Annotated in this window: 12 protein-coding genes; all 12 read right to left on the reverse strand. The window is 64.7% G+C overall.

The annotated features are described in order from the left end of the window. On the reverse strand, positions 1-4,139 hold a 4,139-nt coding region (locus GTP46_RS28765), incomplete at its 3' end, for a PAS domain-containing protein (RefSeq protein WP_161010060.1). Between the two features lie 73 nt (positions 4,140-4,212). Beyond that, positions 4,213-5,280: a phosphotransferase gene (locus GTP46_RS28770; RefSeq protein WP_161010061.1), complete on the reverse strand. Its 1,068-nt coding sequence runs from the start codon at positions 5,278-5,280 to the stop codon at positions 4,213-4,215. Between the two features lie 68 nt (positions 5,281-5,348). After that, a complete protein-coding gene (locus GTP46_RS28775; protein WP_161010062.1) occupies positions 5,349-5,912 on the reverse strand; it encodes a prepilin-type N-terminal cleavage/methylation domain-containing protein in 564 nt (187 codons plus the stop codon). A gap of 42 nt (positions 5,913-5,954) precedes the next feature. Next, entirely contained in the window at positions 5,955-6,713 is a 759-nt protein-coding gene (locus tag GTP46_RS28780; protein WP_229259146.1) for a hypothetical protein, read from the reverse strand. 8 nt (positions 6,714-6,721) lie between these two features. Next, positions 6,722-7,489, reverse strand: a complete 768-nt coding sequence (locus GTP46_RS28785) for an ABC transporter permease (protein WP_161010063.1) — start codon at positions 7,487-7,489, stop codon at positions 6,722-6,724. Next, positions 7,486-8,199 carry a type II secretion system protein gene (locus tag GTP46_RS28790; protein ID WP_161010064.1) on the reverse strand — a complete coding sequence of 238 codons (714 nt, stop codon included), beginning with the start codon at positions 8,197-8,199 and terminating at the stop codon, positions 7,486-7,488. Before GTP46_RS28790 ends, GTP46_RS28785 begins: the two co-directional genes overlap by 4 nt. Next, complete coding sequence (locus GTP46_RS28795) at positions 8,189-8,641, reverse strand: hypothetical protein (protein WP_161010065.1); 453 nt, start codon at positions 8,639-8,641, stop codon at positions 8,189-8,191. The genes GTP46_RS28790 and GTP46_RS28795 overlap by 11 nt, the downstream gene beginning before the upstream one ends. Further along, positions 8,638-9,327, reverse strand: a complete 690-nt coding sequence (locus GTP46_RS28800) for a hypothetical protein (RefSeq protein WP_161010066.1) — start codon at positions 9,325-9,327, stop codon at positions 8,638-8,640. The genes GTP46_RS28795 and GTP46_RS28800 overlap by 4 nt, the downstream gene beginning before the upstream one ends. Further along, the gene (locus GTP46_RS28805; RefSeq protein ID WP_161010067.1) at positions 9,324-10,898 is read right to left on the reverse strand and encodes a hypothetical protein; all 1,575 of its coding nucleotides are present in this window, start codon (positions 10,896-10,898) and stop codon (positions 9,324-9,326) included. Before GTP46_RS28805 ends, GTP46_RS28800 begins: the two co-directional genes overlap by 4 nt. A gap of 7 nt (positions 10,899-10,905) precedes the next feature. Next, positions 10,906-12,108, reverse strand: coding sequence for a type II secretion system F family protein (locus tag GTP46_RS28810; protein ID WP_161010068.1), 1,203 nt, complete (start codon positions 12,106-12,108; stop codon positions 10,906-10,908). Beyond that, entirely contained in the window at positions 12,108-13,811 is a 1,704-nt protein-coding gene (locus GTP46_RS28815; protein ID WP_161010069.1) for a GspE/PulE family protein, read from the reverse strand. The genes GTP46_RS28810 and GTP46_RS28815 overlap by 1 nt, the downstream gene beginning before the upstream one ends. Positions 13,812-13,815: 4 nt before the next feature. Further along, positions 13,816-14,704, reverse strand: an 889-nt coding sequence (locus GTP46_RS28820) for a tetratricopeptide repeat protein (protein ID WP_161010070.1), incomplete at its 5' end; no start/stop codon positions are given.

The raw sequence follows: 14,704 nt of genomic DNA on the forward strand, positions 1-14,704 counted from the left end.
CCGCGCAGCTTGTGCAGCGCTTGCGCCGCTTGCTGGCGCTGGCCGGCGGACAGCAGGGCGCGCACCTGGTTCACGGCGCCGCCCTGCGATTGTTCGAAACGCTTGAGCAAGCTGGTCAGCGCATCCTGGTTGCCGCCCAGCCGGCCCAGTGCTGCTTCGACGTCGATACCCGGCAGCGGCGACAGCGGCGGCATCAGACTGGCGGCCGGCTGCGGCGCGGGCGCCCGGGCCGGCACCGGCGCCACCATTTCACGGGTGGCATCGCGGATGGTCACCAGCCGGGTCAGCACGGCGATCAGCTCTTCGACGTCGATCGGCTTGGCCACGTGGGCGTTCATGCCGGCCTCGGAGGCGCGGCGGCGGTCGTCTTCCAGCACGTTGGCGGTCATGGCGATGATCGGCAAAGTCAGCAAGCCCTGGCGGCGGATTTCACGGGTGGCGTCATAGCCGTTCATGACCGGCATTTGCACGTCCATCAGCACCACGTCGTAGCGTTCCGGCGCGGCCGCCAGCAATTCCACCGCCAGCTTGCCGTTCTCGGCTACTTCCACCGTGGCGCCTGCATGCAGCAGCATGTATTGCGCCACTTCCTGGTTGATTTCATTGTCTTCCACCAGCAGGATGCGCATGCCGCTCAGGCGGCCTTGCAGCGGCGTGTGTTCGAGCTGACTGAGAATGCTGGCCGTGGCCTGGTCGCCGGACAGCAGGGCGCTGACCCGTTCCAGCAAGCGCACCGGACTGATCGGCTTGGCCAGCACGCCGGCCAGGCCCAAGGCCGCCGATTGCTGTGTCAGCGTGGCGGCCTGGTGTTCGCTGGTCATCATCAGTACCGGCGGCAGATGCAGGCCTTCCGGCAACTGCTGTAGCATGGCGGCGCCGTCCGTGACGGGCATGTCGCGGTCCAGCAGCAGCAAATCGTAGGGCTGGCCGGCGCGGGCCCGCTCCTCCAGCAGAATCAGGGCTTGCTCGGCGCCGGCGGCGCAGGCGGTGTGCCAGCCGAAGCTCGATCCGGCCGCATGCAGCGCTTGCCGCACGCTAGGGTTGTCATCGACGATCAGCACCGACAGCGCGGCGTTGGCGGCCGGCGCCGGCAAGGTGGCGGCAGGCGCCGCGCATTCGAGCGGACAAGCAAACAGGAATTCAGCGCCGCGCCCCGGCTCGCTCTGGACGCTGATGGCGCCGCCCATCATGTCAGCCAGCTGGCGGCAGATCGCCAGCCCTAGCCCGGCGCCGCCAAACTTGCGGCTGGTGCCGCTGTCGGCTTGCGAGAAGGCGTCAAAGATGCCGGCTTGATGGTCGGCAGCGATGCCGATGCCGGTGTCGCGCACGGTGAATTCCACCAGCACCGCCTGGTCGCCCGGCTTGCCCGAACCGGCGGCCGGGCGCACCGACAGCACCACTTCGCCATGGTCGGTAAATTTGATGGCGTTGCTGATCAGGTTGAGCAGCACTTGCTGCAGCCGCATCGGATCGCCCGCCAGTTCGGTTGGCATAGCCGGGTCGATGTCGTACACCAGCTCCACGCCCCTGTCGCTGGCGCTGCCGCTCAGCATGACGCTGATACTGTCCAGGATGTGCTGCAGGTGGAAGTGCGCATGCTCGAGCACCAGCTGGCCGGCTTCCACGCGCGAGAAGTCGAGCACGTCGTTCACCAAACTAAGCAGGGACTGGGTGGCGAACTGGATCTTGTGCAGGTAGCCGCGTTCGCGCGGTGCCAGCGGCGCTTCTTCCAGCAGCCGCGCCAGCCCGATGATGGCGTTCATCGGGGTGCGGATCTCGTGGCTCATATTGGCCAGGAATTCGCTCTTGGCCCGGCTGGCCGCCTCGGCGCGGTCGCGCGCCAGGATCAGTTCCTCGTTCAGTTCCTGCAAGTGCAATTCCGTTTCCTTCAGCTCGGTGACATCGGAGACTAGCACAAAGAAACCCTTTACTGCGCCGGAATCATCAACATCGGGGATATAGTTGACCCAGGTATGGCTGTTTTCGCCCGAAGGCCAGCGCAGGCGGCCGGCAAAGCCCTGCGGTTCACCTGCCAGCGCCGCCGTGACGTAGGGGGCGCCTTCGTCGAATTGTTCCTTGCCGATCACCTCCGGCATGTAGGCGCCGATCATGTCTTCCTGCTGCACACCATGCCAGTCGAGGAAGTAGCGGTTGGCGAAGCGGCAGCGCAAAGTGGCGTCCCAGTAGGCCACCATGCCGGGCAGGTTGTCGGTAACCGCGCGCACGAAGCGCTCGCTGGCGGTCAGCCGCTCGGCGGTGGCGCGCAGTGCCTCCTTGGCTTCCTTGCGCTCGGTGATGTCGTGCGAAATGCCTAGCACGTGGGTGGCGTTGCCGTGCTCGTCGCGTAGTGCCACTTTGCGGGTGGTCAGGTAGCGCGTACCGTCGGCGGTGACCAGCGGCTCTTCGATAATCTCGGTGACGGCCCCCGGCGCCGAGGCCAGCACCCGCAAGTCGTCGGCCTTGAACAGGTCGGCCTGCTCGGTGGGGACGAAATCGTAGTCGCTCTTGCCGACCAGCCGTTCGCTGGTGCTGCCCATCATGCGTGCGCCGTAGCGGTTGAACATTTCGTAGTGCAGGTCGGCGCCGCGTTTCAGGAAAATCATGGCCGGGATGTTTTCCACGATCGAACTGAGCAACTGGCGCGAGCGCCGCAGCTCGGCTTCCACTTTCTTGTGCTCGGTCACGTCCAGCAGCAGGGCGGTGATGCCGATGATTTTGCCGTCGCCGCCAAACTGCGGGTAGTAGCTGACCACCCAGTGGCGCAGCTCGTCCGGCGAGGAGGCCGGATTGCCGGTGCGTTCGATGCCGGTCAGCGGCTTGCCGGTCTCCAGCACGATGCGGTAATCCTCCAGCACATTGTTGCGCACAGCGTCGTCGGGAATCATGTCGCCGATGTGGCGGCCGAGGTGGGCCACCACCTTCTGCTGGTTGAGCGCGGCCAGGTAGTCGTTGATGCGCAGCACCCGCAGCTCGGCGTCGACGTAGCTCAGGCCGACCGGCGCAGTGGCGTACAGGGTTTCCAGCTGCGAGCGGTTTTTCTCCAGCTGGCTAGTGCGCTCGGCCACCAGGCTTTCCAGCTCCTGGCTGTGGTGCAGCAAGTCGCCTTCCAGCGCACCCAGCGCGTGGGCCAGCATGTCGGCTTCGTGGAAGGTGGCTTCCGGCATGGTGAACGGCTTGCCGTTGGCCAGCGCCTGTGCCGGACCGACCAGCTCGCGTACCGAGCGGGCGATGCGGCCACCCACCGACCAGGCCAGCGTGCAGCCGGCCACCAGCGCGGCCAGCATGGTCAGGGCAATCAGCGCCACTGCCTGCAGCAGTTCCTGGGTGGCGTTGGCTTGCGGCGTGGCGATGGCCACCGTGGCGCCGCTGACCGGGGCCCGGCTCAGGCCCATGTAGACCGGCGTGCCGGCGGCGTCGTCGGTTTCCAGCAGCACTTCGTGCGCCTTGAGCAGCTGTTCGCGCAGCACCGGATCGGCTGCATGACCCAGCAGCAGGCGCGGCCCGCCGGCTTGGGCGACGATATTGCCGTCGGCGTCGAACAGGGTCATGGCCTGGTCGGCGGCGATATGCTCGTCCTTGAGGATGCGGGCCAGCCGGTCTTGCTTGAGCAGCGCAGTGATGCTGTAAATGACCCGGCTGTCGAGGAACACCGGTACGTCGATCGCCAGCAAAGCGCTGCCTTCCACCACCACCACCGACATCTGCGGCCGGCCATGGTCGAACAGCGGCGCCAGCCGACGCGCGTTGTTGACCGGGTTGAGCGTGTCTGGCAGCGGCGCGCCGACGTTGAGCATGGCCTTGCCGCTGGTGTCGCTGAGGATGAATTGGGATGCCGGGAACTGCGGGCTGAGGAGCGCGCCGGCCTGCAGCCGCATGCCGTCGACGTCGCCGCTGCGCAGGCTGGGCGAAGAGGCCAGCGCGATGGCCGCGCCTTCGCTTTGCACCAGGTCGCGGTCGATGGCGGCGGCCACGGCGCGCGCTGCTTGCTGGGCGTCGTCTTTGAGTGTGTTGCGCTCGCGGGCGTAAAACTGGCTGACTAGCGCGCCGAACCCCACCACGGTAGGCAAGGCGCAAGCCAGTACCAGCAGCGCGATCTGCGAGCGGATGGAGGGCAGTTGTTTGCGTTTCGTCTCGGGCACGCTTCGATAGTAGCTGAGCTCGACGTTTTCACAAAGTGAATTTGTCCATGGCGGCGCAGTGCCGCCACAGCCTTCAGATCGCCTTGCCGCAGGCGTAGGACCAGCCCAGTTCCGCCATCGGCCGCGCCATCTGGCCCGACTCCAGCGCCTGCGCACTGGCGGCGGTGCCGTCGACGTAGCGCTTCATGATGCCTTGCATAATGCTCGCGAGGCGGAACATATTAAAGGCCAGATAGAAATTGAAATCGGCCAGCTGGATGGTCTTGCCGGTGCGCTCGGCGTAGCGGGCGATGTATTCCTGTTGGCTCGGGATGCCGAGCGCCTTCAGGTCCAGCCCGGCGATGCCACGGAACTTGCCCGGCTCGATGTGCCAGCTCATGCAGTGGTAGGAGAAGTCGGCAAACGGGTGGCCCAGCGTCGATAGCTCCCAGTCCAGCACGGCGAGGATGCGCGGCTCGGTCGGGTGGAACAGCAGGTTGTCGAGGCGGAAGTCGCCGTGCACGATGGACGTGTCTTCGCCCGGCGGGATGTTGGCCGGCAGCCAGGCGATCAGCTGGTCCATCGCCTCGATGGTCTCGGTTTGCGACGCCAGGTACTGCTTGCTCCAGCGCTCGATCTGGCGCGCGAAGTAGTTGCCCGGCTTGCCGTAGTCGGCCAGCCCGATGGCCTTGTAGTCGACCGTGTGCAGCTGCGCCATCACGCGGTTCATTTCATCGTAGATGGCGGCGCGTTCGGTCGGCGTCATGCCGGGCAGGGCCTGATCCCATAGCACCCGGCCTGCGACGAATTCCATCACGTAGAAGGCGCGGCCGATGACCGATTCATCGGTGCATAGTGCGTACTGGCGCGCGGCCGGGAAGCCATTTTTTTGCAGCGCGTCCATCACGCGGTACTCGCGTTCGATGGCATGCGCCGATGGCAGCAGTTTGGCGGCCGGCGCCGGCTTGGTGCGCAGCACGTAGTGCTCACCGCCGACGCTTAGTTTGAAAGTCGGATTGGACTGGCCGCCCTTGAATTGTTCGACCGCCAGTTCGCCTTCCGGATAGCCTTCCACGTGCTGGCGCAGCCAGGCGTTGAGGGCCACTGTGTCGAACTGGTGGCGGGCCGATACGGCTTTGGTGCCGATGAATTCTTCAAACATGCTGTCTCCTGCTTTTGTAGGTGTGACAGCTATTCTAAACGAATAAAAGTACGGGCGTGCTTTTAAATTTAGAAGAACAGGGCGGTGCGCTGGATCACACTGCCGTTGTTGGTATAAGGGCCGGTGGCGCGCACCGAACCGGTGTTGTATTTGCCGTCATCCAGCTTGCTGTCGACCTGTTCGGCGAACGAATCCGGCAGATTATCGAGGCGTACGCCGTTGCCGCCGCGTCCCGCCACCACGTCGTTGTAGATATAGACGGCGCCGCCCTGGGCGCTGGTCATGAAGTCGGTGGTGCCGTTGAACGAGCCGGTAATGAAGCCGGCCAGTGCCAGGTGCTGCGGCGCCAGCAGGTATTCGCCGATCTGGCCGTCGCCGTTGCCGTTGCCGGTGGCGCCCGGTGCGTGGGTGGTGCCTTGTACGTCGTCGCCGGGCAGGGCGCGGAATTTGTCTTGATACGCGTTCACCGCTGCCGTCAGCGAGGTCGATTGCTGGATGATGTTCTTGACGCGGGCGCTGTCGATCAGGCCCTGGCCTTTCAGCACGCCGCCCAGCAGCAGGCCGATGATGACCAGTACGATGGCGATTTCAACCAGGGTAAAGCCGCGTTGGCGGGCAGGGAGGGAGCGCATGGGAATTCCTTTCGTGTGGGTCGTCATAGTATAGCAAGCGCCTTAGGGGCGGTTCAATTGGTCGAGGCGGTCAGACAGGAACTTTAGTTCGTGTGGGTCGGTGATCTGGCCGCTGCGTAGCAGGCCGCCGATCAGGGCGCGCGCGGCGTCGCCTTCGTTCATGTCTTCGGCGATGAAGATTTCCAGCTCGCGCGCCCACGGTGGCACTTGCGGGCCGGTGGCTTGCTGGCGAATGGCGGCAGCGTAGCAGCGCGCCAGCGGCAGGTCGTGCAGGCGGTGCTTGGCCACCAGCGCGGCGTGGGCTAGCCATGGCCAGCGGCGGTTGGGATCTTCGGCGAAGCGGGCGTAGACAAAGTCGAGCATCAGGCGTGCGCGCACTGGCTCGGTGACGCCGCCATACACTTCGCTGGCGGCCAGCAGCGGGTATTGGCCGCGCGGGTCAAGGTCCAGCACGCGCTGCAGCCAGGTGACAACTTTGGTGTAATCGAGATCGCGCCAGGCGATGCTGATGCCGGCTTGCTCGTCGAAGCCCTGCACGTACAGCATGGTGGCCTTGGACATGGCGACCGGGTCGCCCAGCGCGGCCAGCTGCAAGGCGGCCAGCGATGGCGCCGGCGGCAGGTCTTGCGCGCGCGCTAGGGCCGGCGGCCGGCTGGCTTGCCAGGCGATTTGCACCACCAGAGCAATCAGCACGGCCAGCAGCACATGACGCGGTGCGGCGCGCTGCGCGCCGGCACGAGCGCCGCCCCGAGGCATCGGCGAGGCGGTGTGGTCGTCAGCGGGCGGGGTGGCGGCTGGCATAGCTGGCCTCAGATGGCTTTGCGGTGCAGGTCGAACAGCGCTGCGGCGCTCATCAACGCAACGTAGATCGCGGTCTGTGCGGCGATGCTGGTAACGTCGGCGGCGCTGCCGCTGTGATACACCAGCCAATCGCTGCGCGTGAACTGGTCGAGATGCGGCAGCAGCAGCGCCAGGCCGTCGATGCCGGTATTGAGCGCTTGCTGGCTGGCGCTTTGCACGGTGGCCGCGCCATGGCCCAGTAGCTGCAAGGCCGCGACTACGCGCGCCAGCAGGTAGAACGAGAACGCCGCCGCCAGCGCGGGCAGCACCTGGTTCAGCGTCAGCATGCACAGCACGCTGAACGCCGCCACAATCCAGCATTCGCACAGCAGCGAGAAGGCCCACAGCGCCGCTTGCGCTGGCGGCGCAAAGAACAGGCCCAGTGCGCCGAACAACAACGCCGGCAGCACCGCCAGCGCGCCGAAGCCCGCCAGTTTGCCGAACAAGTAGACGGCGCGCGGCATCGGTAGCGCCATCAGCAATTCCAGTCCCTTGTCGTTAGCCTCGCGCGCCATGCTGGTGACCACGAAGGTGGCGATCAGGAACACCGCCGCCAGCCGCAGCACCGCGCCCAGCAAGGCGGCTTGCAACTGCCGGCTTTCGGTCAGCGCCAGTTCGTTGAGGAAACCGCTGACCGCGACTGCAGCTGCGGCCATCAGCAGCAAAAGCCACAACAGCCGGTTGCGCAAGGCTTCCAGCAGCGTGTAGCGGGCGATGGTGAGGGCGGGCCGCATCATGGCAAGCGCTGGGCCGCCACCATGCGGTTGTACAGGATGTTGGGTGAGATCCAGATCACCAGGTCGTCGAAGGCGCCGCCGGCGGCGCGCGCATCGTCACTTGGATCGCGCATGATCAGCGCCGTGCCGGAGCTTTGCAGATTGGCTTTTTCATCGATATTGCCGGTGCCCGAATCGGCCACGATGGTGTTCTGGTCGCTGGTCGCACCGTAGCCGTTATGGCCGAAGGAGATGATGGCGGCCGGGATGTCATTGACGCCGGTCGCCGCCGTCAGCTGGCCGCTGAGGTCGCGCGTGGCGATGGTGATATCGCGCGCGGTTTTTAGCGTGAACAGCGAGGCTGAATCGGAAAACGCTGGGGTTACTGTGTAGCCCATTAAATGATTCCAGCCATCGAGCCGGCTCACACCCAGCGTGGCCCAGGGCAGGTAGCCATAGCGCTTGTTGCAGGCGGTGCCGGTACGGTCCTCCAGCCCGTTGGTGGCGGAGATGGCCGGGCAGGGCAGGTAGCTATTGCGCAGCGCGAAGCCGAATAGTGCTTCGCGCGCCTCATCCATTGTGCGCTTGGTGTCGCTGACGTGGCGCTGCTCCATCTGCGATGATAGTGGCGCAATCAGGCCGCCTATCATCAGGCCGACGATCAGCAGCACGATAGCAATCTCCACCAGCGTGAAACCGGACTGGCGGCGAGCGGCAAACTTACGGTTCATTGACATCCTTGATGCGGCGTTCATTCAGGTCGTAGCGCTGGCCTGGCTTGAGCAGGATTTTTTTTCCCGATGGCAGGGTGATCAGCATCTTCGGTCCGGCAGGCTGTGGAATACCGTTGAGGAACACCACGCTGCGGTGATCGCTGCTGCGCAGGATGCCAGTCATGGTCAGCTCCGATGGCGGCGTGGCCGGGGCGTTGGCGTTGGCTATAGCGGTGGTGGCATCCGTCGCCTGCGTATCGCTCGGTACGAAAGACGCCGGCGCAGGCGGCGGCTCCGGTGCCGCACCTTGCGAATTGGGGAGCAGGGCGGCATGGGCGCCGCGGCTAGCGTCCATCGTCGTGCGTTCGGCCGGTGTGGCGAACAGGCGCCCCAGCGTGATTTGCGCCTGGGCGGGCAAGGCCAGTGTCAACGCGGCCAGCAGGGACAGGGCGCACTTCATAGCTTGCCTTTCCGCGGTGATCCCACTGCCAGCGACGGCGCTTTTGGCGCGGTGTTCAGGGTGATCCAGTTCAGCGTGCAGTCGGCGCCCAGCGTGGACGCACCCGGCGCCCCGGCCGCCACGCCGAGCCGCTTGATCGAGCAATCCTGCACCGCCACGTAACCGCGCTCGCGCAGGTCCTGGAAGAAGTTGAACAGGTCCAGTTCATGCAGCAGTTCCATGTGCAGGTGCATGCGGCTGCCGCGTAGCTGGTATTCGCCGAGATCCATCTGCGCTTCCAGCGTTACCGCTTGCTGCGGTTCGATCTCGTAGCTGAGCGGCGGCAGCTTGAGCTGCTCTTGCGTCTGGCGGATCACGTCCAGCCACGCCAGCCGGCGCTCTTCGCCGATCAGGCCACGCTGGCGCAGTTCGACAAAGCGCTGCTGGAAATTGCGGATGTCGCGTTTTTCATTGTCGACTTGCGCGTACAGCGAAGACGCAGTGTCGCGCGTGCGCTGCGCATGGGCGGACAGCACCACCGCATCCTGCCTCTTCATATGGCTCAGCGTCACGCCGGTGACCGATACCGTCAGCGCCGCCAGTAAGGTCAGCAGCGCGGTACGGATCAGCGCGAACTCGCTGATCCAGAACGGCAGCGGCTTGCTGGCTACCGGTTTCTTTTTGGCGGGGACAGGATTGGGACTCATGGTTTCCACGCCAGGTTCAGGGTGAATTTGGCGCGGCCCGACGCCACCGCCTGCGGCCCGGCCTTGCCGGCCAGTTTGACAGAAGGGCGGGTGTCGACCGGCGGCTTGTCGATTTCCACCGTCATGCGCGGATGCTTGGCCAGCGCTTGCGCGAACTGGGTCATGCTGTCGACCGCGCCGCGATAGTCATCCTGATCGCCCATGATCTCCGCTTCCAGCACCAGCACTTGCGGTGCGCGGCCCGGTATCCCGGCCACCAGCGAGGAAATCGGCGCCGCCGCGTTGTCTTCCTGGCCCGGCGCCGGTGCGTTGGCGGCCGGCAGGCTGACTTTCCAGTCCAGCTGCAGCAGGCGGATTTGCGGCGAAGTTTCGAGCGCACGGCTGACCACCGTGGCCATGCCCAGCGGCGTGGCCGATTGCGTGGCCAGCATGCGCTCCACGCTGACGGCGGCGCGCATATTGGCGGTGCTGGTCACGCGCGGCGGCATCTCGGCCATGACGTTGCGGTAGCGCGCTTCCAGCTGCGCGGCTTCCGTCGCCAGGCGCGCGGCGTCGCTGTCGGCGGAATACTGTTCCCACAGGTTGTAGCCGGTAATGCCGGCGCAGATGATGGTCACGGCGGCGCTGAACGCATACAGGTTGACGCGCGCGCGCCACAGCTTGAAGTAGCGCTGCCAGTCGCCCAGTGTGTAATGGGTGTCCGGCTTGCGGCGCGCCAGGAAGGCCAGCATCATCGGCTCGGCCAGGTGTGCAGCTTGCTGTTCCGTTTTGTCGTCGCCGGTTTTCAGGCCCGCGCGTGAGGCTACCGATTCCAGCGTCAGGAAGCGGAATTCGGTCTCGGCGCCGTCGTTGCATTGCGCGTCCAGCGCTTCGGTGTCAGCGGCCGGCGCGATCACCACGGTTTGCAGCACATTGCCGCGCCCCAGCAAGCGCTGGCTAGTGAGGAATTGCTGGGTCTTGCCAGTCTCCACGCCGATGTTGATTGGGTTGCCATCGCGGTCGATGGCCGGTGTCAGGCGCGAGAACTTCAGCATGCCGTTCTGGAAGTAGCTCTGGCGCCAGCCGGCCGATTGCTGCGTTACCAGCAGCAGGTGCTCGTCGCGCAGTTTCAGCTTGTGCGCCAGGTCCTCGCTTAGCAGCGTGGTCGAATACACGCCGGCCAGCGGTACTTGCAACTGCTCCAGCGCTTCCACCCACGGCTGCACCGATGATGGATTGGTCAGCGCCGACAGCAGCACCAAATCGTCGCGGCGGCCGGCGCTTTCGCGGCCCTGAACCTCGTGATGGCGGAACGGCGTTTCACGGTACTGCTGCAGCAGGCGGCGCTCCAGCAGCTGGCGCGCCGCGCTGCCGCGCACGTGCGGCAGCGTCACGCGCTGGAAGTCTTCCTCGATCAGGTCCGCCAGAATGTAGACCGGCGCGGTGCGATTGTGGCTGTCGACGTAGTCCATGAAATCGTCGATACCGCTGCGGGTGTTGGCGAAGCGCGTGCCGCCCGTGAGGCGGCCGCCTTGCCACAGGTAGGCGCAAAGCTGGTCGCTGGTCAGATAGAATAAATGTTTGCTGAACACGATGGCCTCAGGTCCTGATTTTGCTGATCGTGTCGTAGATCGGTCCCATCACCGACAGCATGATCCAGCCCACCATCACGCCCAGCACCACGGTGATGGCCGGTTCGATCATGGACTGTACTTTCTCGATCATCTCCTTCACCTCGCGGTTGTAGAAGTAACTGACGTTGCGCAGCGCGCCATCCAGTGCGCCGGTCGATTCGCCGACTTTGAGCATGCGGATCACCAGCGGCGGGAAGATGCCGGTGTTGGCGAAAGCTGCGGTGATGCCGGTGCCTTCAGAAATCTGCTGCGCCGCGCGGCGCAGGCCGGCCGCCACCACGCGGTTGCCAACGATGCCCTCGGACAGGTGGATGCATTCGAGGATGGTGATGCCCGAGGCGTACATCATGGCAAAGAAGGTGGCGAAGCGCGCCAAAATAATCTTGTGCAGCACCGGGCCAACTAGCCAAATGCGCAGCTTGAAACCGTCGGCCGCGTAGCGCGCCTGCTCGCTCCTGGCCAGCCAGGCGCGCAGCCCGAAGAAGGCAATCAGCGGCAACGCCAGCATGATGTACCAGTAATTGATGAAGATATTGGACACGAAGATCAGCGCCTTGGTGTGCAGCGGCAGGGTGTTGCCCATGTTTTTGACAAAGGACGTTAGTTGGGGAACCAGGTAGATCATCAGGAAGAACATCACGCCGGTGACGAACAGGCCGACAGCGGCCGGGTACATGATGATCTTCTTGGTTTGCGAGGCCAGTTCGTCCTGCCACTTCAAGGTCTCGGACAGATTTTTAAAAACCTCGGTCAGCTTGCCGCTTTGTTCGCCGGCCATAATCAGGCTGGTGAAAGTCACATCAAACACCTCCGGATACGCGGCCATCGAGGCCGACAGCTGCTTGCCGCCTTCGATATTTTCAATCAAGCCGGTGATCATTTCGCGGAACCGTGGATGGTCGATGCTTTCGCGCAGATCATTCAAGCCGTCGAGGATCGACACGCCGGCGCCGGTCATCTGCTCCATGTGGAAGCAGAAGTTAATCAAGTCCTTGCGGGTGATCAGGCGCTTGAGGGCAATGACTTTGTTGCGCGAGACGCGGCAATCGATCAGGTCCAGCCCCATGCGATGCAGGCGCAGCTCCAGATCCGGCTCGTTGGCGGCATCCATATTCCCCGGCTGGATATCGCCGGCGGCATTCATCGCGCGGTAGAGATATTGCGGCATCAGGCCAGCCTTTCGGTGAGATCGACCACGCGGCCCACTTCTTCCAGTGTGGTGACGCCTTCCAGTACGCGGCGCAGGCCGTCGTCGATCAGGCTATGGAATCCGCCTTCGGCGGCAGCGTTTTTCAGTTCGCGGGTGGAGGCGCGGCGCGCGATCAATTCATCCAGCACGGGCGTCATTTTCAGCAGTTCGATAATCGCGATCCGGCCCTTGTAGCCCTGGTGTCCGCACTTGTTGCAGCCGACCGGGCGATACAGGGTTTGCGGGCCGCTTTCCTCGCTCAGTCCAAGCAGGCGGCGTTCGATATCGTCGGCGACGTGGGCTTCGCGGCAGCTGGTGCACAGCTTGCGCACCAAGCGTTGCGCGATGATGCCGATGATATTGCCGGACATGATGTCGCCAAGGACGCCAATATCCAGCAGGCGCGGAATGGCGCCGATGGCGGAGTTGGTGTGCAGCGTGGAGTACACCTGGTGGCCGGTCATGGCGGCGGCGAAGGCCATTTCGGCGGTTTCCTTGTCGCGGATTTCGCCGACCAGAATCACGTCCGGGTCTTGCCGCATCATCGAGCGGATGCCTTCGGCGAAGCCCATCTTGGCCGATTCATTCACCGAGGTCTGGCGGATCATGTTCATCGGGTATTCGACCGGGTCTTCCAGCGTCATGATGTTGACGCTTTCGGTGTTGATGTGGTTCAGGATCGAATACAAGGTGGTGGTCTTGCCGGAGCCGGTCGGGCCGGTCACCAGGATCACGCCATCGGGACGGGCGATCATCAGTTTCAGCAAATTCAGTTCTTCTTCGGCCAGACCCAATCCGTCCAGCGGCACGATGCCTTTCTGGCGATCGAGCACGCGCAGTACGAAGTTTTCTCCATGCGTGGTCGGTTGCGCCGAGGCGCGGAAGTCGATCTGGCGGCCGGAGAATTTAATCGAGATGCGGCCGTCCTGCGGCGCGCGCGTCTCGGCGATGTTCATGGTCGACATCACCTTCAGGCGCACCGCCATCGCCGGCCAGTAGGATTTGTGCAGGCTGCGGATCTGGCGCAGGATGCCGTCGATGCGGTAGCGGATGCGCAGGAACGATTGCTCCGGCTCGAAGTGCAAGTCGGAGGCGCCGTTCTGCACCGCGTCGGCCAGGATGGCGTCGATCAGGCGCACCATCGGCTGGCTGTATTCGTCCGAGGTGGTGCCCAGGCTGGCGTAATTGACTTCGCCGGTTTCAATTTCGTGCAGGATGCCGTCGATCGACAGCTCGAAGCCGTAGTACTGGTCGATGGCGCGCTGGATGTCGGACTCGTTGACCAGCAGCGGCGTAATGGTGATGCCCTTGACCAGCATGGCGCTGATCTGGTCCAGCGCCACGATATTGCTGGTGTCCGACATGGCCAAAATCAGGTTGTCGGTGGCGCGCTCGTAGACGATGGGGAACACGCGGTAGCGCTTGGCCACATCCTTCGGGATCAGCTTGAGCGCGATGGCGTCCACCACCAGGCTATTCAGGTCGGCGCTCTGGGTGTTGAGGTTTTCCGACAGCGCTTCGCGCACCGTGGCTTCGGTCACGAAGCCCAGTGTGATCAGCAGTTTCCCGAGCGGTTCGTTGGTGCTCTTTTGTTCGATCAGCGCGATGCGCAGCTGGTCTTCGCTGATGATGCCTTTTTGTATCAGCAGTTTGCCGAGCGGGAGTTTTGGTTGTTCTGCCATGAGTCTAGTGTGCGGCTTGGCCGGGGCTCAGTTCGTGCATGCGTTTGCGCAGCGCGTTGCGGTCGAAGCCGACGCCTTTGTCCTGCGCCAGCGCCAGCGCGCGCTGGTAATAAGTCAGCGCCAGCTTGGGCTGGTTGAGGCGGTCGAGGCCGACGGCCAGGTTGTAGGCGTAGTCCGGATTGTCCGGCGCGGCGCCGGTGGCGCGGAAGTAGGCTTGCTGGGCATCTGGCCAGCGGCCTTGTTGCGCGTACAGGTTACCAAGCGCGAACAGTACTGGCGCGGCTTCCGGATTGGTGGCGAGGATGGCTTTCAGGCGCGCTTCGCTGCGGCTGATGTCGCCCTGGCGCAGGCCGATCAGGCCAGCGGTGGCGGCGCCGTCGTTGGGCGACAGTTCCAGCAGGCGCAGGTAGTAGGAGGCGGCTTTGTCTTTCTGGCCCTGGCGCGAGGCTACCGAGGCAGCGCCCATCAAGGCGTCGCGGTTGTTCGGATCCTGGGCCAGCGCTTCGTCGTATTGCTGCTGAGCGGCCGGCAAGTCGCCGTTGTTGAAGGCGGTGTAGGCGCTGTCCAGCGTCGGCGAGACCGGCGACTGCTGCATGCTGCGGGCAACGCGGATTTCGCTGCTCTCGGGTGCGGCCAGCGGCGGCATCTGGTCGGGGCGCGGGGCCGTGGCAGCGGCGGCGGTGGCTTGCGCGGCTTGAATTGCCATGCGCGCGGCGGCCAGGTCTTCCTCGGTTTTGGCAATGCGTTTTTCCAGCGCTTGCTGGGCGGCGCGGTTGACGCCGGCCGGGGCCAGCATCGGATCGTCGGCATCGGCCGCAGCGACAGGTGGCGTGGCGCCGGGGGCGAGGGCGGTGACGATGGCCTGGGCCGGGGTAGCGCCAGTGGCGCCTGGC

The sequence above is a fragment of the Duganella flavida genome, assembly GCF_009857445.1.
Taxonomy (GTDB): domain Bacteria; phylum Pseudomonadota; class Gammaproteobacteria; order Burkholderiales; family Burkholderiaceae_D; genus Rugamonas; species Rugamonas flavida.

Coding starts and splice junctions, on each gene's coding strand:
- GTP46_RS28810 (WP_161010068.1), bottom strand. CDS start 12,108: ATGCCGCAATATCTCTACCGCGCGATGAATGCCGCCGGCGATATCCAG.
- GTP46_RS28770 (WP_161010061.1), bottom strand. CDS start 5,280: ATGTTTGAAGAATTCATCGGCACCAAAGCCGTATCGGCCCGCCACCAG.
- GTP46_RS28780 (WP_229259146.1), bottom strand. CDS start 6,713: ATGCCAGCCGCCACCCCGCCCGCTGACGACCACACCGCCTCGCCGATG.
- GTP46_RS28800 (WP_161010066.1), bottom strand. CDS start 9,327: ATGAGTCCCAATCCTGTCCCCGCCAAAAAGAAACCGGTAGCCAGCAAG.
- GTP46_RS28790 (WP_161010064.1), bottom strand. CDS start 8,199: ATGAACCGTAAGTTTGCCGCTCGCCGCCAGTCCGGTTTCACGCTGGTG.
- GTP46_RS28785 (WP_161010063.1), bottom strand. CDS start 7,489: ATGATGCGGCCCGCCCTCACCATCGCCCGCTACACGCTGCTGGAAGCC.
- GTP46_RS28815 (WP_161010069.1), bottom strand. CDS start 13,811: ATGGCAGAACAACCAAAACTCCCGCTCGGCAAACTGCTGATACAAAAA.
- GTP46_RS28795 (WP_161010065.1), bottom strand. CDS start 8,641: ATGAAGTGCGCCCTGTCCCTGCTGGCCGCGTTGACACTGGCCTTGCCC.
- GTP46_RS28775 (WP_161010062.1), bottom strand. CDS start 5,912: ATGCGCTCCCTCCCTGCCCGCCAACGCGGCTTTACCCTGGTTGAAATC.